This window comes from Candidatus Thiodiazotropha endoloripes (assembly GCF_001708965.1).
GTDB lineage: Bacteria > Pseudomonadota > Gammaproteobacteria > Chromatiales > Chromatiaceae > Thiodiazotropha > Thiodiazotropha endoloripes.
Genome location: NZ_LVJW01000007.1, coordinates 1 through 19,715, shown reverse-complemented (window position 1 = coordinate 19,715; position 19,715 = coordinate 1). Strand labels below are relative to the sequence as shown.

At 51.2% G+C, this 19,715-nt stretch carries 15 protein-coding genes; 9 read left to right on the top strand and 6 right to left on the bottom strand.

Annotation, left to right across the window (positions count from 1 at the left end; all coding sequences use genetic code 11):
- Nucleotides 1-104: 104 nt before the first annotated feature.
- On the bottom strand, nt 105-1,859 hold the full coding sequence (locus tag A3193_RS18475; protein ID WP_235615049.1) for a serine hydrolase domain-containing protein: 1,755 nt from the start codon (nt 1,857-1,859) through the stop codon (nt 105-107).
- 214 nt (nt 1,860-2,073) lie between these two features.
- Nucleotides 2,074-2,346 carry a hypothetical protein gene (locus A3193_RS18470; protein WP_069006502.1) on the bottom strand — a complete coding sequence of 91 codons (273 nt, stop codon included), beginning with the start codon at nt 2,344-2,346 and terminating at the stop codon, nt 2,074-2,076.
- 532 nt (nt 2,347-2,878) lie between these two features.
- Between A3193_RS18470 and A3193_RS18465 the strand changes: the two genes are divergently transcribed.
- Nucleotides 2,879-3,109, top strand: a complete 231-nt coding sequence (locus A3193_RS18465; protein ID WP_069015540.1) for a hypothetical protein — start codon at nt 2,879-2,881, stop codon at nt 3,107-3,109.
- A gap of 212 nt (nt 3,110-3,321) precedes the next feature.
- Here the strand turns inward: A3193_RS18465 and A3193_RS18460 are convergent, their stop codons facing one another.
- Nucleotides 3,322-4,158, bottom strand: a complete 837-nt coding sequence (locus A3193_RS18460; protein ID WP_069015539.1) for a VPLPA-CTERM sorting domain-containing protein — start codon at nt 4,156-4,158, stop codon at nt 3,322-3,324.
- Between the two features lie 892 nt (nt 4,159-5,050).
- Between A3193_RS18460 and A3193_RS18455 the strand changes: the two genes are divergently transcribed.
- Both A3193_RS18455 and A3193_RS18450 read left to right on the top strand, forming a co-directional pair.
- The gene (locus tag A3193_RS18455; protein ID WP_069015538.1) at nt 5,051-5,344 is read left to right on the top strand and encodes a hypothetical protein; all 294 of its coding nucleotides are present in this window, start codon (nt 5,051-5,053) and stop codon (nt 5,342-5,344) included.
- Between the two features lie 361 nt (nt 5,345-5,705).
- On the top strand, nt 5,706-6,515 hold the full coding sequence (locus A3193_RS18450; RefSeq protein WP_069006505.1) for a pseudouridine synthase family protein: 810 nt from the start codon (nt 5,706-5,708) through the stop codon (nt 6,513-6,515).
- 85 nt (nt 6,516-6,600) lie between these two features.
- Here A3193_RS18450 and A3193_RS18445 read toward each other — a convergent pair whose 3' ends face one another.
- Nucleotides 6,601-7,116, bottom strand: coding sequence for an NUDIX hydrolase (locus A3193_RS18445; RefSeq protein ID WP_069015537.1), 516 nt, complete (start codon nt 7,114-7,116; stop codon nt 6,601-6,603).
- A gap of 283 nt (nt 7,117-7,399) precedes the next feature.
- On the opposite strand from A3193_RS18445, the gene A3193_RS18440 reads away from it, so the two are divergent.
- Together A3193_RS18440 and A3193_RS18435 are read left to right on the top strand one after the other, a co-directional pair.
- Nucleotides 7,400-8,755 carry an NfeD family protein gene (locus A3193_RS18440; protein WP_235615048.1) on the top strand — a complete coding sequence of 452 codons (1,356 nt, stop codon included), beginning with the start codon at nt 7,400-7,402 and terminating at the stop codon, nt 8,753-8,755.
- A gap of 2 nt (nt 8,756-8,757) precedes the next feature.
- On the top strand, nt 8,758-9,513 hold the full coding sequence (locus tag A3193_RS18435) for a slipin family protein (RefSeq protein ID WP_083218468.1): 756 nt from the start codon (nt 8,758-8,760) through the stop codon (nt 9,511-9,513).
- Between the two features lie 221 nt (nt 9,514-9,734).
- On the opposite strand, the gene A3193_RS18430 is transcribed toward A3193_RS18435, so the two are convergent.
- Nucleotides 9,735-12,185 carry a beta-propeller domain-containing protein gene (locus tag A3193_RS18430; RefSeq protein WP_162272517.1) on the bottom strand — a complete coding sequence of 817 codons (2,451 nt, stop codon included), beginning with the start codon at nt 12,183-12,185 and terminating at the stop codon, nt 9,735-9,737.
- A gap of 928 nt (nt 12,186-13,113) precedes the next feature.
- On the opposite strand from A3193_RS18430, the gene A3193_RS18425 reads away from it, so the two are divergent.
- The 4 genes from A3193_RS18425 to A3193_RS18410 all read left to right on the top strand — a co-directional run bounded on the left by A3193_RS18425 (nt 13,114) and on the right by A3193_RS18410 (nt 19,081).
- A complete protein-coding gene (locus A3193_RS18425) occupies nt 13,114-14,187 on the top strand; it encodes an efflux RND transporter periplasmic adaptor subunit (RefSeq protein WP_069015535.1) in 1,074 nt (357 codons plus the stop codon).
- Nucleotides 14,188-14,203: 16 nt separating this feature from the next.
- On the top strand, nt 14,204-17,377 hold the full coding sequence (locus A3193_RS18420; RefSeq protein ID WP_069015534.1) for an efflux RND transporter permease subunit: 3,174 nt from the start codon (nt 14,204-14,206) through the stop codon (nt 17,375-17,377).
- A 208-nt stretch (nt 17,378-17,585) separates the two neighbouring features.
- Nucleotides 17,586-18,641 carry an FkbM family methyltransferase gene (locus A3193_RS18415; protein ID WP_069015533.1) on the top strand — a complete coding sequence of 352 codons (1,056 nt, stop codon included), beginning with the start codon at nt 17,586-17,588 and terminating at the stop codon, nt 18,639-18,641.
- 134 nt (nt 18,642-18,775) lie between these two features.
- Nucleotides 18,776-19,081 (top strand): hypothetical protein, encoded by a 306-nt coding sequence (locus A3193_RS18410; protein ID WP_069015532.1) that lies wholly within the window; start codon nt 18,776-18,778, stop codon nt 19,079-19,081.
- Nucleotides 19,082-19,410: 329 nt separating this feature from the next.
- Here A3193_RS18410 and A3193_RS20485 read toward each other — a convergent pair whose 3' ends face one another.
- Nucleotides 19,411-19,656, bottom strand: coding sequence for a hypothetical protein (locus A3193_RS20485; protein ID WP_139116863.1), 246 nt, complete (start codon nt 19,654-19,656; stop codon nt 19,411-19,413).
- Nucleotides 19,657-19,715: the final 59 nt, after the last annotated feature.

The following is a 19,715-nucleotide window of genomic DNA, read 5'->3' as shown; positions in this document are numbered from 1 at the left end:
TCGTAGACCCCGGCAAGGATCCCCTAAAAACTACAACAATATGATTAATCTGAAAATAATCCATATCCACATCACCATTTGTTGTATCGATTTGCAGCTTCAAGCTATTCAACCGGCTCTCCCATGAAACCCGAGAACTTCAGACACTGTTTGCCGTTCACTGTGACAATCTGCACCGTCTCTCCTCGCCCCCTTCCAAAGCCCTGAATCACCGCCTCATTCTCCGAAACGGGCTGCAGTGGCAAGCGCACCAGACTCTGACTCAGGTGGGGTGCCCGATAGTGCAGACACAACACACCACTCTCTTCACTCAGCTGCAGGTCCTGGATGGAAAAGTCCCCGTCGGGATTGATGGTCCGATAACTTCCAAGACGTTGACGCCAGACCGACTCCCAGGGATCCGATTCAATCTTATTCCCCAGCAGAATCTCTTCCCCCTGCCGATCGGCCACCAGCACATCCATGCCATTCATCTGACGCGACCTGAAACGTAGATCCCCCAGCACCTGATAGCCATCCGGAAGACTGTCGATACTCTGCTGGGTCAGCCCAAGGCTGCCATCGTCGAATCGAACCAGGTCGAGGATGCGCTCAATAATGCAGGCGCAGAGCCTGGGCCGTTCCGGATCAACCATCAACAGACCAAGATCGGTCGCATAGCCGCCTGAAGGGGTTTCATAGCTGTTGGCATTCTGCTCATCCAGCTGTGTCATCTCTACAGAACCACTTCCGCCCTGGGCAGTCAGGGCAAGTCCCAGGATGGTTGCCGCCAGTTCGCGTACCATACGATTGCTGCCGGCGCCATTGGCCAACACGACCACCCCCAAATCATGCTTGGGCAGGATCACCATCTCAGCGCCAAACAACAGGGTACTGCCACCATGACGTACCTGCCGGCCGGTTTTCGGATACTCCTGAAGAAACCAGCCCAGCCCTGGAGAGACGCCCAGTGAGATCTGGCCATCGACCGTTTGTGGTATCCACATCTGATCCAGCAGGTCCGCCGGTACACCCGGCACCTCCCGGCGCAGCAGCGCCGACATCAATTGGCCTGCATCACGGGCAGACAAATAGAGTCCCAATGCGGGCATGTCACGAAGCGGCGGTAACGGCCTGACCTGGCCATCCAGATGCCCGGCCGAGAGTTGCTGCTGCATGTTGGCGGTTAGCTGGAAGCCGCTCTGGTTGATCCCCATGGGTTTCAACAGATTTTCCTGAATCTGCTCGGCAAACTGTGTACCAGACTCTATCTCGATCAGATGACCCAGCAGGTCATAACCGAGATTTGAATAGCTGTAGACTTTGTTTGGATGATAAGCGGCGTACTCATTACTCAGCAGTCCTGTGACCTGGGTAAAGTAGGTGTCGGTATACATCCCTTTACGCAGGTCACTGGGCAGTCCACTGCGATGGCTCAGCAGTTGACGCGGGGTAACCGGCATCACTGAGGTCTCATGCCGCTGGATGGAGAACTGGGTAAGCTGTTCACTCAGGGGCGCATCCAGATCGACGCGCTGCTGCGCCACCAGCTGCATTACCCCCAGTGCTGTTACCGGTTTACTCAGTGAACCTGCCCTGAATACCGTATCAGCAGTTACCAAACTCCCTGAACGACTGTTTGCCTCGCCAAATCCCTCCAGCCACACAGCCCCCTCCCGGTTGACCAGGGCAACACTCAACCCGGGAACAAACTCCTCCTCGAGCATCCGTTCGATCAGCTTCATCGTCTCGGATCGCACCTGGGCCATGTTGGCTTCCGGGATAAGACGATTCTGTTTGGATGCCTTGTTATCGACGACCGCGCAGGACGACAACATGATGGTCAGTGTGACCAGTAAGACAGGTATCTGAGGCTGCACAATAGACCTCTCGAAACACACAGGGTGTCTATTTAACATCCGGATTCACCACAAACCACAGCATGAGCAAGGGGTATCCTGCCTGTCAATTGGCAGCGAGAATCACCAGACTCGCCACCGCATGACAGACACAATACCTCTATCCTTTGCCCATCCAACTCACTTCTCCCTGGGGTGCAGAATGGCCGTACCCCAGGGCTCTCAGGCTTAGACATTACCAATTCAGCGGAGTGCCCACATCGATCAGAATGCTGCCATAACCCTCGTCAACACCACCCTGAAGAGTATGGCTGGTCTTGGCATAGCCACCGGAGTAAAGAATGGAGCTGCCATATGAGTCGCCGATTCCAGGCTGAACTGCGGTCGGCAGCATGGTGGAATTTGCATGGCCGTCATACAGATCGGGGTTCTGGCCGGTCACATCAAAGGGACTGGCATACAGGTTGGTTGAAAGAATCATTGCTGCAGTGACGATTAATGTTTTCATCTTATATCTCCTCGTTTTGAATATTGAGAACTGTTGTTTCAGCTTTCACTAACCTATACGGGGGGTGTCGGCAATTGGATTCACATTGGTTCCAGTTTTTTTCAGCCAGCCTTCAGAACCGACAGGGATGATTCAGGCAGAAACCTGATGACAATCACCAGAACCGGAACTGCAGGATGGAATAAGCGGGAAAAGCCAGTCTGGGCCTGGACGTGAAACTTAAACCGATCGGAGGCAATCCTCAGTATCGAACTAAGCTAATAAAGATATTCGGATATCAACCTGAAATTTCAGCATAAATCCATTCTGTACCGCTTATCCGCAGTAGGATTAAGGTGTTGAAATACAAGCACATACCCCCCTTTCGTAACATTAGAGTCATAATCCTGCAATATTAATTTGCGACCATATAGTTGTATCAAACCGACTGGTTGAAGCCGCCTGCCTCACAGCTCCGCAGGCCTGCCACTAACCAGCCGCACTGTTCCTCTGCCGACATTGAGTCGCAACAGCTGAAATGAGAGACGAGACCATGAACTCTAACGCTGTACGCCCCTATCGCAACACCAGCTATATCGATTACCTGGTGGGCTGGAAATTCCTCTTCAACAAAGATTACCGGGATTATGTCAGGGAGCGCTGGACCGATCAGCCCTGGTTTCTGACCGGTACGGAAATCGCCTCAGGGATCGGTAGTATATTCATCTCAATCCTGTTCCCCCTGTTGATTGCTTTTTTTGTGGCTGACGCCTGGTTTTTATAAGAGCTGATCCTCAGCAATCCAGCGATTACCCGCTTCTGACGATAGACACAACGCCTGCTTCGTACAGATCAGCGCTGTGTATCAGTCACTCACACGGTTTGAAGTTTCCAGGTTGAACAGACTGCCCATCCATGGGTAAATCAACTCCGGATGAACAGCAATTCCTTCTGCTATCCACCACTTCGAAAAAGAACTCCAAGCAGGTTTATCGTTTAAACCCGTGCACTGTTTTTACGACTGAATCCCACCAATCCGATAAGACCTGTGCCAAACAGCCAGACTGCAGCGGGTACAGGTACAGGCTGAAGGTAGGTTGGTGTGCTTAAGATATTATCGATACTGAATGAACCGTAAGCACTATAGAGATCAATGAAAACGGCTTGCGAAAATCCACCCGGTGTTTCATACAAACCATCGGAAAACAGATATTCGCCGATAGGAGGCAGAACGGTCGTTGTTACATCACCATTATCATCGAGTATGATATTGGTTGTGATTTCAGCAATCGCCTGATCCCCGAAAACATCATTTTGCAGCGAGACGAAATACTCACCCTGTTGAGTAAACTCAAAGCGCAACGGATTGCTCCCGCCCTGACCATCCTCGGTATAGTTCAAAAAGCTGAAATCAGCACTACCTACTTGAGTACGATCGACAAAACCGCTGTCCGCCGTGGCAGAAGCCTCCAGTGACATCGATATGGTGTCGCCGATTTGCATGGGCGCACCACCAAACTCTAGATTGTAGGCGCCAGGATTGGTTGCCGGATTTCCTACTTGAAACACAGAACCCGAACCGGATGTTGTACCAGTACCGCCAAGTGCAAAATTGTCACTGCCGTAAACACCACCACCAGCAGCACCGTCCGCTTCATAGTCGAACAGATCAACCGCAGCACTACCGGTCGTACCATCGCCATTGATGTAATAGATACCATTCAGGGTAAAATCGATATTGGCTGAAATGTAAGAGGTTGAGCTGGCATAGGCACTACTGCCGGCTACAAGACTCAAGGCAAGCAAACTGGGTGCAACAAATCTCAATTCCATGACTCATCTCCAATGGGTAAGAATCCAAAACATGTAATTACAAACTTTGTAAATAGACTTATATCCAAAACATCCAGGCGGAAGCATCTGTGAAATCCGCCAATTTCCATAACTAACAGGCAGGGTTGCTTGCCACAACCAACGGCAAACAGACCCCTCTTCTTTCTCAAACCGGCGCATGCCGCTTTGTGGCACTATCCCTTGGATTGAGCCCGATGACAGCCCATTACGGAAAAAAGATAGAACCTTATAGTAGGATTTAAAATTAAAAAACCAAACGATCCATTCAGTGAGTGTTGCTAATTCAACAGCATCAAATCACTCCCCACTCATAAGCAAATCTTATGCCGCCTCACATATCCTCGAACGATCAAATAGTTAAATGGCTTCTACTGAACATCATTTGAAAATCTGTAAAATATTCCGACACCAAATCAACAAGTTGGATTACAACTTAATGACACAGCATGATGTCGAATCAGCTGTCGAAACCAGTTTAGATCAAATAGCCAGATCCATCTTTTTCATCTCCTGCAACTGCGATTAACTTAACCGCGCTCTAGTTACTCTATTTAAGAATCATCTCTTCAGATGGTGTTTTAGCATCAAGCCGTTGGAGATGGCGTTGTAAGACCGCCCACAATCCTGATGGAATGCGACTTGATCGAACCCGAAAAAAGTCGTTACTCAATCAATCAGAAAATAAATCCGATTTTGTCGGATCCTTTTACATTCTCAACACCATTGAGTAGTAACTGTTTGTTTTTATTTAGTTGGCATAATTTCTGCTTTTTTTACCATGAACCGGTTATTACTACCCTACTTCCTGAAACAATCGTTGATGCTTGTTTAGGTTTGCCAACTAACGACCAAGCCAATACGGGATGAAACCATGAGCAACTTGGAATCCTACTCAATCTCCACATTAAAGCAGTGTGCTGATCTGAAATTGAAAATTGCCAGTCATACACCGCCCAAAAACGCGAATGATGAGAAGATGATTCGCATCTATAAACGCCTGCTGATCAGGGATCGTCACTACTTACATAACCTGGAACTGTTAAAAATCAAACAGACCATGCATTTGGATTCCAAGCCGAAGTCAACTACAGAGTGTTCATCGTCATTGGACCTGGATGAATTCAGATCCCTGCTCGATGAAAATTCAGAGTTGGCCTTCAGTTAATCGCCATTCAATCTATCTATGTTTCAATCTGGAGATTGAGTCTCAACATTCGCAACAACCAAACCTCACGCCAAACCAATCGGACAGGCTAGCGGACCTACAGACAACAATTTCTACAAAGAGAATCCGGGCAATTGAATATCGAACTCACCTACAATCGGATTCTCTTCAAGCAAGCACAGCCTTATAGCAACTCATATCCTGTAGAGAGATTGCTCTTAAGTTGAGTTCAGGCATTTCGCTTAATTGCTCACCATCTCCAGCCTAAGGCATGCTAAAATCCTCAATCCGTAGAATAACGATCCTGTAACTACCTTATCAGCTCATCCAGAAGCCCCACCAGGGTAACTGGACGCACTCTATGTCGGTATCCGAATTTCACATCAGCGTAGATCAACCATCTGCAAGTCCGGTTGAATTACTGGCCGAAGCCAGCGGCCTTTCCCGTCAATCCATCAAAAAGATCATGTGGAAGGGAGCCGTCTGGTTGGAACGGGATGGGGGTGTGCGGCGCATACGGCGCGCCAAGGGCCGGCTACAGCAAGGTGACCGCTTACACCTTTATCACAATCAACAGGTGCTGGCCGAAGAACCGGCCGAGGCCCGACTGGTGGCGGATGAAGGTAACTTCAGTGTCTGGTTCAAACCCAAAGGGATGCTCTCCCATGGCTCCAAATGGGGTGATCACTGTGCCATCGATCGATGGGTGCAAACACACCTGAAACCTGAACGGCCGGTCTATCTGGTGCATCGACTCGATCGGGCTACAGATGGTCTGATGGTTCTGGCACACAAGAAACGGACTGCCACTGAACTGGCCCGACTGTTTCGTGAACGAAAAATCGTGAAACGTTATCAGGCTTGGGTAGTGGGACACTACGTGGCTGATGAAAACAGAAGCCTGATCGAGGAACCGATCGATGGCCGCCCGGCGATAAGTCGTGTAAAACTGCTTCAATACAACCCGCAACAGGACCGCTCACTACTCCAGATTGAGATTGATACCGGACGCAAACACCAGATACGCAGACATTTGAGCGGTATCGGACACCCTGTAGTGGGCGACCGCCTCTATTGCGATATCAGCTTCGATGAGGATCTGCAATTGACCTGCGTCCATCTGGGGATTCCCGAGAGCGCTGAAAATGTGGCTGGAAACTATCGGGCCTGATTTGCCATTGGCATCTGCTCGTGGGCAATGACATTTCAGCTCTTTATTCAAACCATTTCGGACCGTAATTCCCCATTCTGTTGATCTAAGAGTCAGTTTTTATAAAGTGCTCTACAGCATTCCGTACCGAGTCAAGGCCAATATCCTCCAGTGCAATCTGATTGGTTTTCATCCATCTTATTTCAGCCACATCATCACCAACAACAATCTCCGGCTTATCCTCCAGTTGCAAATGAAAAAATGAATCTGTGGTGTAGTATTGAATATCCGCATAGGGATAGCGATTGCCATAAGAGAACAAGTAACGCCAACTCTGGGTGCTGACAAGCAGATTCAACTCTTCACGGATCTCCCGACTCAGGGCCACTTCCAGAGATTCATGATAGTCAACAAAACCGCCTGGCAGATCGAGCTTACCCTGACAGGGATTATGCTTTCTCACGGTCAACAGGATCTCATCCTGACAACTCAGCACTGCACCGACCGCAGCGGCAGAATTGTGGTAGTAGGTAAACTCACAATTGTTACAAAACCACTGTTTTCCCTCACGCCAATCCAACCCCTCGTTGCCACAATGAGGACAAAAATTAAATTGCTTCATAGCCTGACCTGTTCAATACCACGCATCTGCATCCCTGCATGGAATTTGTCTTCACAAAAAAACAGTTAATAAACATAAGTATAAATCTATTCGTCCAAAGCTGACCGGTGTTAGGGAACACCCAAAGCCGGCTATGGGTCTAAAATATAATAAGAAAGGCCTCTTTGATTTAATCATGCTTCATCCTCTGAAGGTATCGGGGTCCAGACTGATCAAGTCGATGGATTACACATTCGCCGGTATAACGATGAGTCAGAGGTCTCCAAACATCATGGAGTGGATTGTGGCTCAATACGCTGTGTCATTGTTTCTCTTCCTCTGTTTCTGTAGTGCAGGCCCACTGTATGCTGAAACCCAAAGCCCAAAGGCCCTCCTGCTTGAGGTCTCCGGCACCATCGGGCCCGCCACGGCTGACTACCTGGACAGATCACTGAGCAAGGCGGAAAGTGAGGCCACAGAGCTGGTGCTGCTGCAGATGGATACTCCGGGTGGGCTGGACACCTCGATGCGCGCCATCATCAAACGCATTATCGCCTCCCGGGTTCCCGTGGTCACCTATGTGGCCCCCAGTGGGGCTCGGGCCGCCAGTGCCGGCACCTACATACTCTACGCCAGCCATATCGCCGCTATGGCACCGGCAACCAACCTGGGAGCCGCCACACCGGTGACCCTGGGTGGCACACCGAACACCAGCCCTGACAAATCCAAACCAAAGGATGAGCAGGAGAGTGCCCCACCCCCTGCTATGGATGCCAAGAACAGCAAAGCGATCAACGATGCCGCCGCCTACATACGCAGCCTGGCCAAGCTGCGCAACAGAAATGCCGAATGGGCGGAAAAGGCGGTGCGTGAGGCCGCCAGTCTCTCGGCAGAGGAAGCCGTGAAGCTGGGTGTGATTGATCTGGTTGCGACAGACATCAATGCCCTGCTCGCTGAGCTGAATGGCAAAGAGGTGCAGCTGCCGCTGGGCAAAAAGAGCCTGAATACCCAAAACATTATCCTGGAGAAACATCTACCTGATTGGCAAAGCCAGTTGTTGAGCATTATCAGCAATCCAAACCTGGCCTATATCCTGATGCTGGTGGGTATCTATGGTCTGATCTATGAATTTGCCAATCCCGGTTCCATCGTACCCGGTACCGTGGGTGCTATCACCCTGCTGTTGGCCCTCTATGGCTTTCATCTGCTGCCGATCAATTATGCCGGTGTCGCATTGATCCTGCTCGGACTCTCACTGATGGCAGCGGAAGCCTTCGTACCCAGTTTCGGCGCCCTGGGTATTGGTGGCGTGGCTGCCTTCATCATCGGCTCACTGATTCTTATCGATACCGACCAGGCTGGTTATGGCCTATCACTCCCACTGATATTGGCCGTCGCCGCCAGCAGCGCCTTCATCATGATCTTCGTCATCGGCATGGCGATCAAATCACGCAACCGCCCGGTGGTAAGCGGTCGTGAGGAGATGCTGACCAGTGAAGGTGTGGTGGTTGAAGACTTCAGTGGTGAAGGTGAAATCAGAGTCCATGGCGAGATTTGGCAGGCCCATTCTGCACAACCCCTGAAAAAAGATCAGCTGGTAGAGATTACCGGCAGAGAGGGACTGATACTGAAAGTTATGCCGACTGATAAGGAGAAGTGATCATGACGCTCTACTTCTATGCGGTTATTCTATTTTTGCTGATTGCCTTCCTGGCCTCTGCGCTGAAGATTCTGCGAGAGTATGAGCGAGGGGTGGTCTTCATGTTGGGTCGCTTCTGGCGGGTAAAGGGACCTGGTTTGATCATCATCATTCCGGTCATTCAGCAGTTCGTCAGGGTCGACCTGAGAACCATCGTCTTGGACGTACCCTCCCAGGATGTGATCTCCCGGGATAATGTCTCGGTCAAGGTCAATGCGGTGGTCTACTTCCGCGTACTCGATCCGGAGCGGGCCATCATCCAGGTTGAGGACTATATGGCAGCTACCAGTCAGCTTGCCCAGACTACCCTGCGCTCCGTACTTGGCCAGCACGAGTTGGATGAGATGCTGGCAGAGCGTGAACGGCTCAACAACGACGTAAGGAATATCCTCGATCAACAGACCGACACCTGGGGAATCAAGGTCTCCAATGTGGAGATCAAGCATGTCGATCTGGATGACAGCATGATTCGTGCAATCGCCCGGCAGGCCGAGGCGGAACGGGCCAGACGTGCCAAGGTGATCCATGCGCAAGGCGAACAGCAGGCGGCTGAGAAACTGGTCGAGGCGGCAAGAATCCTCTCCGAACAACCTCAGGCGATTCAGCTCAGATACCTGGAGACCCTCACCGAGGTGGCTGGTGACAAGAGCCACACACTGGTCTTTCCTCTGCCAATGGATCTGCTGGAACCACTTCTGAAGCGGAAGGAGAGAGATTGATTGGCAATTCAATTACTAAAGTCATCTTTTGCAGACTTACAGGGCAGAAATTGCATCCAGCTCAGTTTAAACAAATCCCACCGGAGTCTGTTATTGATCCTGAGAAAACTGATTGATCGCACTCTGCCCTTGGATTGGGATGGGTATCCGATAGATCCGCCAATGCGCCTTGAACTCGCTGCACCTCCGTGTGCAACAGTGAAGCACGGTGGTTGGATCTGTTACTCCCGCGCCGGCAGATTCGATGAATAGAGGGAACCCCCATGCAGATAGTGAACACTATCCCCCAGGATGACAGACCTGTCATTCCAAACACCATGTGAGTAACCACTCAAACCACTATCTCTAACCACGAACCTGTCTACGAGCTCGACACCAGGGGTATCACCCAACTGGATATCGAAAGTGTAGAGACCGGTATGGGTCCATCCCCAGCTGACATAGGGTGGCGGATTACTTGAGGTAGGAGGCTCATCATACAGATCCACCGGGATGGAAAAGCGCATCGGCAGCGTATCTGTCTGGGGCAGTGATGCAAATCCGTGAGGCTGGTTCAGGATCGTTGCGTGGGTTCCTCTTCCGCCCAATATAAGTGAGTTGACTTCTGTTGGCATGGTGGGATCAGAGACATCGAACAGGGAGACCTTCACCCCCTGGTACCAGGCAAAGCCCAATCCACCCCGGTCACCCGAGTCCACCGCATCAACAGCCTCCTTACCGATACCGAGAAGATAGTTCTCCCCCACGGGATGGAGATATTCCGAGTAACCCGACACCTCCAATTCGCCTAATGATACGGGATTCTCCGGATCGGAGAGATCCAGTACATAGAGGGGATCAACTTTTTTGAACGTAATCAGGTAGCCCCGGTTACCAATGAAGCGGCTGGCGTAGAGTACTTCTCCCGGCCGCCCCAGTCCATCGAGCCTACCGGCCACTTCCAGTCGACCGCCATCCGCCACTTCACGCAACAGGGTCACGCTGGTGGAGCTATTCACCGAACCCAGATAGCCAAGGGATGTCGCGATACGGAATACACCCTGATACTCGCCCATGCGGTAGGACTTGTACTCAGGTTCATAACCCAGATGACCAACCACCTGAGCCGAACCACGATATTCGGCAGCCATACCGCTCTGCGAATCTCCAACCAGCGCCAGTTTGTGGACCTCGTTTGTTGACGTGTATTCACCGTTGTCAAGCAAGGTCTGACCGGCACCCTGAGCAACCAGATAGATCGCCTCTTGTGAGGCATAGAGCACTTCCGAGGTGCCGATGAAACAGCTGGTTTGGTAGCTGTCAGGATCCGCCAGTGGAACGGCGATGATATTGATGATGGTCGGATCCAACATACCGACGGTAGCGCTTGGTGCCAGATAACAACTCTCCGTGTCGATAAGAGGTTCCGGTTCATCACCTAAGGTAGAGGTCGGAGTCAACTGACTTAAAGTAGCATTCTCTAACAGAGTACGATTGTGTTGAAATTGTCCTGTGTAATCGGCGTATTGATCCAGACCGTCAATATAGGGGGTATAACGGGTAACCAGATAGAGTGTATTGCCGATGACACGACTGGAGATCATTGCTCCATCAAAGCTCAATGTACGTTCATGGCTGGGTGCATCCGCAGAGTCCAACCGAAACAGGTTCACCTCACTGGTGCCATTCGACCAGTATCTGGGCTCCTCCCAGATCGGGACCGGCCCCAAGAAGCCAAAGGCCACATAGTCATTGATGGTATCCCCGCCTACGGTCACAACCATATCGGAGAGCCCTTCACCGAGTTGGTTGAGCAGATAGATGCCTTCAACCGTGCTCTCACCGGGTATCCCGACCTCATTCAACAACCGATTTGAGGCGGGTTGCTCCTCAATGGCATAAGTGAAGAGACAACTTCGGAAATAGGTATTGGTGCTTGAGCCACAGTAACCAAATCGATAGAAGTGGACGCCATCGGATTTGATCAAATCCGCTTCATCCACCCCCTGCTCCTGCGTATTGGTCAAAGAGATTGGGCTGTTGCTAATCGGCGCCGGGCTGAAATCATCAACACTTGTATCGGGCAGCGGACGATCCGTTGCATAGGCTGCGATCATCGCTTCGGACAGATAGCCTTCCAACATGACATTGTGCCGAAAGCGATGCAGGGTGGGATTGTCGGTATCGAAGACGATGAAGGTTAAGGGATCTTGATTATAGATAACAGAACCATCTTCCGCCTCATAACCACCATAGACGGCAAACTCCGCCGGCGGCAAGGGTCCGCCACTGTGCACCTCGACGGTCTCGGTCTCGGAGAGTGTCTTGCGGGTAAACGGAACCAACGCGTCAACCTGGCCGTTCCAGTTCAACCAGCGCCCCTCGCTATCCCGCATATGCCAATTATCCTGTGCACGGACAACCAGGTAGAGATTACGTTCAGCCCCCACAGAGGCCGCATCCACACTGATGCTCAGCTCAACCGAAATGGCATCCTCGGTATCGTATAACGGGGTGTATTGATCCGTATCTGCCGTAGAGAGAGACCATGACATGGTCGCATCGGCCGGCTCACCCGAGGTGGTGACTGAAGGCTGATTGGAGGGAACGGCAGCTGTGATGAACGGGGAATATGCGAATACCAGCCCAAAAAATAAAAGGCGGCGCAGCGTTGAAGAAAGTCTGTTTTCCATGATCGATCCCTCGAATTTCAACAATAGGGCCATCATAACCCCCCCAACCTCCTATTTCCAGAACCTGAAAGATCAACAACCTGGGAGCCGTTATAACGAGCTAAAGAAAGTATATCGAAACATACCCATTTCATTTCGGTATTTCATTTGCTCAAACCCATGTAACCGAAACCGATCGATACATACCATCCAATGTAATTCATAACACTGCTGTGCCCTTAACTTTGATCGATCGGATACTAACGGGTTACTGTCAGTTGGCTTCTCTAGCCTATCGAGATCCGTAACTTGAAAAATGATAACCAAGCAAAAGATGAAGCTTAGAAAAAGCACCAATCATCAGTGTACCAAACAGACAGAGAGAGTAGCTCCCCTCTCCCCTTGCGGGAGAGGGGCCGGGGGAGAGGGGAAGATTGAGCACCTCTCTCTTCATAAGGGATCAATGCAGAAAAAATAGAGGATCCATGAGTTTTTATCTTTTTTGCCAGGCAAAACGCTTCGCGTACACCCTCTCCCATCAAGGGAGAGGGGCTTTTATGCCTCTCCTTGGCTAATGGTGAGTTAACATTACAGCAGTGAATTCATCATAAAATCCTTAATATATCCCGCAAACTCTTTCTTACGATAGCTGTCCCACCATCATAACCATGAATTACCAACAGCTTGAAACATTGCGGCAAATACCCAACCACGATGAGATTGTTTTCCCAGGCTTTCGAATTCACCACTCAAAATCAGTTTGAGCCGTTGTGAAAATACCGTATATTATGAGCCATGGCTTGGTTATCCCTTTTGATTCAATAAGTTGTTTGCACTCTTATGATTTCGGAATGCGCATAACCCAAACCGCCTTATTGCAAAAAAATGGGACAGCAATGATTCCGCAGAATGACTCGTCCACCACACCCGAAAAGGAGGTTTGAGCGTGATGAAGCTCAGCGTACTGATCATTGGTCTTCTGTGTATAGCCAATGCGGTTGCAGCGCCTCCAAAGAAACCCAGTCTGGTTACCGTCACCGAGGTCGTGGAGCAGAACCTGCGTGAGGAGATCCCCTTCTCCGGCACGGCGGAGGCGCTCCAGGAATCACCCCTCTCACCCCGATTATCAGGGGTGGTGAATGAGGTCTTCGTTGAGGAAGGCGAACGGGTCGAAGCCGGCGAAAAAATTCTCTCCCTCGATTCGGTTATCGCCACACTGGAGGTGGTATCGGCAAAGGCCGGGCTCGATGAGGCGATCGCCCGCCACCGGGAGGCGGTGCGCCAGAAAAACGAGTATCAGTCACTGCGCCGCAACAAGGCGGTCGCCGCCAGTCAGTTGGCCTCGGCTGTGGCCGATGAAGAGATTGCCCAGGCATCGATCGCCAAGCAGCGTGCGGAGGTGAGACGGCTGGAAGAGCTATTGTCCCGGCATCTGCTTACTGCCCCTTTCTCCGGCATCGTTGCCGAGAAGAACGTGGAAACCGGGCAGTGGGTAAAGGCAGAATCGGGTGTGGTCAAACTGGTAGCGCTGGATCGTATCCGCATACGGGCATCGATACCGCAGCGATTCTTCTCACGCATCGAACCCGACCTGAAGGCGCGAATCCGCTTCGATTCCTTACCCGGGGAGGAGTTTACCGGCAAGGTCGCTTCCATGGTCGCGGCAGGTAACCGAAGCACCCGTACCTTTCCCCTTCTGTTGCTGCTCGACAACCCGAAAAGCCGAATTGCACCCGGCATGTCGGCGCGCATATTCATTGAACTGAGCGGGGAGCAGCAAGCCTCGATCATGCTGCCAAGAGACGCGATTGTTCTCAAGGCGGATGGCAGCCGGATCGTCTGGCGTGTCACCGGCACGGAGAGTCCATTCAAGGTAAAACAGATCAGCGTGACCACCGGGCGCACCCAGGGCAATCTTGTGGAGATCCTTGAGAGCAGCCTGAATGCCGGTGATCGCATCGTATTGCTGGGCAACGAGAACTTACGCCCTGGACAAACCGTCAAGATCGGACAAACCGAATAGGGGTTGGCATCTCACCATGTTTCGCTTCTGCATCGAAAAACCGGTCATTCTCACTGTCGCGATCCTGATCCTGACCCTGTTCGGCCTGCTCGCCATCTTCAGCGTACCGGTACAGATGATTCCCGATCTGGATGCCCGCCTGATCAAGGTCAGCACCACCTGGCCCGGTGCCTCGCCACAGGATGTGGAGAAGGAGATCATCATCGAGCAGGAGCAGTACCTGACCCGCATCCCGGGACTGGAGCGGGTCATCTCCACAGCAACCACCGGCAACGCCAGGATCGAACTGGAGTTCCCCTACACCGTCTCTATCGATGAAGCGTTACTGGACGTCAACAACGCCCTGTCGCAGGTCGATAACTATCCGGAGAACGTCCGTCAGCCGAGTATCCGCGCCGAGTCGTTCTCATCCAACTCCTTCATGTATTTCCGTCTGACACCGGTCAGCGGCAACTTTTCCGAAGACGAAGTCATCGCTCTCTACGACTGGGCGGAAGAGTATGTCAAACGCCCGATGGAACGGGTACCCGGTGTCTCCAGCGTGCGCCTCTGGGGCGGTGCGGAACGCCAGATCAAAATCCATGTCGACCCGCTTAAGCTTGCCGAGCGCAACATCAGCCTGCTGGATGTGAGAAACGCCATTCGAGCCAGAAACCGGGATGTCTCCGGCGGTGATCTGGACAGCGGCAAACGACGATATCTGCTGCGCACCATCGGCCGCTTCCAGTCCGTCGAGGAGCTGAATGAATTGGTCATCAGTGAACGGGACGGCACCTTCGTTCGATTGAAAGATCTGGGCCATGCAGAGCTTGGCTTCGCCGAAGTCCGTCACTACGCCTACGGTGCCGGAAAACCCCAGCTGGCCTTCGCGGTGAACCGACAGATCGGCACCAACGTAATCGAGATAAAACAGGCGATGATGACGAAGGTGGCAGAACTCAATGCCGGTGTTCTGCAGGAGAAAGGCCTGGAACTGGTATTGAACTCCGATGACGTGATCTACGTAACCGATGCGGTCGAGGTGGTGAAGCACAATCTGGCGATCGGTGCGATTCTCGCCCTGCTGGTGCTGTTCCTGTTTCTGCGTTCGGTTTCGGGCACCCTGATCGGCGCCATGGCGATTCCGATCTGCGCCATCGCCGCGTTTCTCGGACTGCTGATCGCCGGACGCACCATCAACGTCATCTCACTCTCCGGTGTCGCCTTCGCCATCGGCATGACGCTGGACAACAACATTGTGGTGGCGGAGAACATCTACCGACATCTGAGTAAGGGCACCAATCGCCTGCAGGCCGCCCTCAACGGCATCACCGAGGTCTGGCCGGCGGTACTGGCCTCGACTCTGACCACGGTCTGTGTATTTCTGCCGATTCTGTTCATCCACGAAGAGGCCGGGCAACTCTACTCCGATATCGCCATCGCGATTGCCGCCTCGATCCTGATGTCGATGCTGGTGGCGGTGACCCTGGTGCCGGCAGCCAGCAGTCGCTTCCTCTCGATCCATAAAGAGTCCAAGAACTCATCCCTCGACAGGCTTGGCGCCAGTGTATCGCGCTGGGTGTTATCACTGATCCACTGGCTGGTGCAGGGCTATGTACGCCCACTGGCGGTTATTGTGATCGTGCTGGCGGGGGCCGGCGCCATCCTCTACTACCTGACGCCGCAAACCGAGTACCTGCCGGAAGGTGAAGAGGCCAAGGTCTTCACCATCATGTTCGCCCCACCCGGCTATAACATCGACACCATGAAGGAGCACTATCATTCGGTGGAAGAGCAATTTCTACCGCAACTGGGTGCGAATCCCGAACAGTTCGCGAAGGGTGAAACCGACATACCGGCGATGACCTTCTCGGTGAGTTTCGTCAACAATACCCGGGTCTTCTCGGTTCGCGGCGTGGCGGACCGGCAGCAGACCGATGAGTTTATGGAGATCGCCAGCGCCATGGCCGGCGAACTGCCCGGCTTGCGATCGTTCTCCTCCAAGGGGTCGATCTTTTCGGGCAATTTCGGTGGTACGCGCAGTATCAATATCGACATCAGCGGCCCGGAACTCCAGTCGCTGTTTGATGCCGGGCTGAAGGTCTTTCTCAAATCGAAGCAGATCTTTGAAAACCCACGGGTACGGCCCGAACCCTCGAACCTGACCATGGGGCAACCCATGCTCGAAGTCCAGCCGGACTGGGAGCGGGCGGCCGAACTCGGCATCGACACCCAGGATCTGGGATACGCCATCTGGGCCTATTCGGACGGCGCCTATGTGGACGAGTTCTTCCTGGATGACGACCAGATCGACATGTTCCTCTACTCCACTCAAGGCAACATCGAACAGCCTCAGGATCTCGAATCCCTGATGCTCTACTCCTCGCGGGGGGAGATCGTTCCGCTGAGTGCAATCGCCCGGCTTGAGGAGAGCGTCAATACCGAGACCATCCGCCGTGTCGACGGTGATCGAACCATCACCCTGAGCGTCATACCGCCCAGAGACATTCCGCTGGAAGCCGGGGTGGAGAAAGTGACTGAAGAGATCCTCAAAGGGATGAAAGCCTCCGGTGAACTGCCTGCCGATATCCGCCTGGAGATCAGTGGTGCAAGTGATCAACTGAGCGCAACACGGGAAGCCCTTTTCAGCAATTTTATCGTGGCGATACTGATTGCCTACCTGCTGATGGTGGCAGTCTTCTCACATTGGGGATATCCACTGCTGATCATGACCAACCTGCCGGTCGGCATCAGCGGCGGTATCGCCGGTCTCTATCTGATCAACCTGGCCGGCGCCAACCTGGATCAGCTTGGTCTCAATCCGATCAACCAACCTTTCGACATGATCACCATGCTCGGCTTTCTGGTATTGATCGGCACCGTGGTCAACAACCCGATTTTGATCGTTGAGCTCACCGCTTCCAACCTGAAGAAAAAGGGGATGAACATCGTTGAGGCGGTGACGGAAGCGGTGCGTATCCGACTGCGACCAATCCTTATGTCGACAGTCACCACGGTGGCCGGTTTATCACCACTGGTATTCAACCCTGGGGCCGGCACCGAGCTCTACCGGGGACTCGGCGCCATCGTACTGTTTGGACTGCTCTTCTCCATGATCGTGACTTTGACCTTTATGCCGGCTCTGCTGGCGTTGGTATTCAGGGTGTCAGACAGACTGTTTTCAAAACAACCAAAACCTCTGCCTGATTGATATGAAACCCAGCATGGATACCAGACGTCCAATTTGTACAATCAAAGAGAAGTTCTAAATTAATAAGCCAAATAGTTAATAGAATAAGGCCGCAAAGACCGATAATTTACACATACTCCGGCTGCAGTTTTTTAGCCTTGATATACAGGGGCGATAGCGGTTATTCTGCATATTCTCCTATTACAGGAGGTAAAAAAGAGCATTCATTATGTTTGAGAAACTACCGGCCACACCGGATGATTTCTACCAGGACATCATCGGTGAGACGCTGACTGCAATCAAGGTCAATACCTTTTATGATAATTTTGATGCGCAGCGGTTTAACTATGATGGTGTTGATCGCTCCATGGAGTGGATGGCTCATGAGCGAGTTGTCTACTTTGATTGGTTTTATAAGAATGCAGTTAATCTGGCCAATGCTTACTCACTATTGGAAGATGACAAATCGAAGAGCCTCTACCTTCACATCATCGCTTATCGTCTGGCAAGCCATTTCTCAGTAAAACTACCGGTTGATTTCCTCGATGAGGAATCGATTGCTGAATATCATAAAATTGAAGTATCTACCGAGAGTGAGCTCGAGTTCACAGGCGCATTCGGAAAACTGAAGCACTTTGATTTTGTTTATGACAATAAAAGCTACGTCATTGATTGCCTCGGTCTTTCCTATTATCTGCAAAGAAAACAGTACTTCTATGATCGGGATGGCGTGTCGATCAAGCCTGAGGCAGATGATGTTGTCATTGATGGTGGCGCCTGTCTGGGCGATTCAGCAGCAGTCTTTTCAAATGCTGTTGGTGAAAAAGGGAAAGTCTATGCTTTTGATCCCGTCAAAGACCATCTAGATATCCTTCAATATAATATCAACCAGTTTCCGTTAAAAAACGTCATTATCATGCCGTATGGCCTGTCGAATGAAAATGTTGATGCAGAGCCTATTACCCTCAACGGTTATGCCCCCGGATTCAGCCCCAACAACATAACAGCCCCCTTGCGAACCATAGACTCTCTGGTTGACAGCGGAGAGATTGAGAAAGTGGATTTCATCAAACTTGATGTGGAAGGTTATGAAATGGACGTTCTACTGGGTGCTGCCCAGTCTATTCAGAAGTTTCAACCAAAGCTGGCCATTTCTCTATACCATAAACCAAATGATATCTTTGAGTTGATAACTTATATACGTGATACCTACCCTTTCTATCATCTGCACATCGGTCATTACACGATACATAACGAAGAGACGGTCCTTTACTGCGCTCCATAAATTTTCTCGCAGTGCAGTTGGACACCCATCCATAATTTCTGGTTTAACACTTCTTACCAGCAAACTCCGGGTGTCAATTATTTCCTTTTTTGGGTTAGTATTGACAGACACTCAGAAATCGACGGACACTCGCAATGAAAGCAAACTTCCCCTGGATATCGGCTGGACTCGGCCTGACCCTGGCCATGGTCCTGATCAGCTCGGGGGTTTTCACAGAACCCGCTGAGCGCGGACTCCCCCTGTTGACGACCCTGTTCATCACTGAATTTGGATTTCTGGTAACCGCTGCTGGTGCTTTCTTTTCAGGAAAGTCTTCCATGGAATCCGAACGACGCTGGTCGCAAATAGTATTGACAGTGGTTTGTGGCGCCCTGGCACTAGCCTTTTTCATCTTGGGGCTTACTTTGTGGCAGGAAACCGCTGGTCAAGCGACTCCCTGAACCAGAGTTATCGATTCGAGATAGCCAAGCAGGCACTCAAAGACCAATGCGAATTAACCGAATTAATATTTAATTGGACAGCCATCCATAATTGGTCAGATTTTTCTGGATTCAGTGGTCAGATTAAAACAGCGAATGTGTTCAGTTTAGGTGGAATCAGCATTTGCAGGTGCTGCACCCAAATGACCACCCTGCTACTAAGAACTGACCATTCAAACAGGAAAGGACTGACCTGCCTGCTGCTATTGACCACAAAAAACTTCTTCCGCAGACTATAAAAAGGGGCTATAAGCCACTCCAATTGACCGATTGTTTGTTAGGTCATCCTATTATTTAATATATAACCAAATAGCACACAAAATACCATTAACAGCAAGTATAACCTTTCCATACCAAGCTAATTTTCGGCCAAAATTATCATATATTGATGTATTTACAGCCCACCATGGAGAAATTGCCAGTGACTTCGCAGATTTGTCTTCTTTAAGAGTATGTGAGTATGCTGCCAACCCCATCAACACATAAATAAACCCAAGAACAAAAACAATGACAAATATTAGATTTGCAGCAATCACTCAAACAACCCTCCTAAACCTACACCAAAGCTTGGGCCAGGTATTCCTGTATGTGGCCC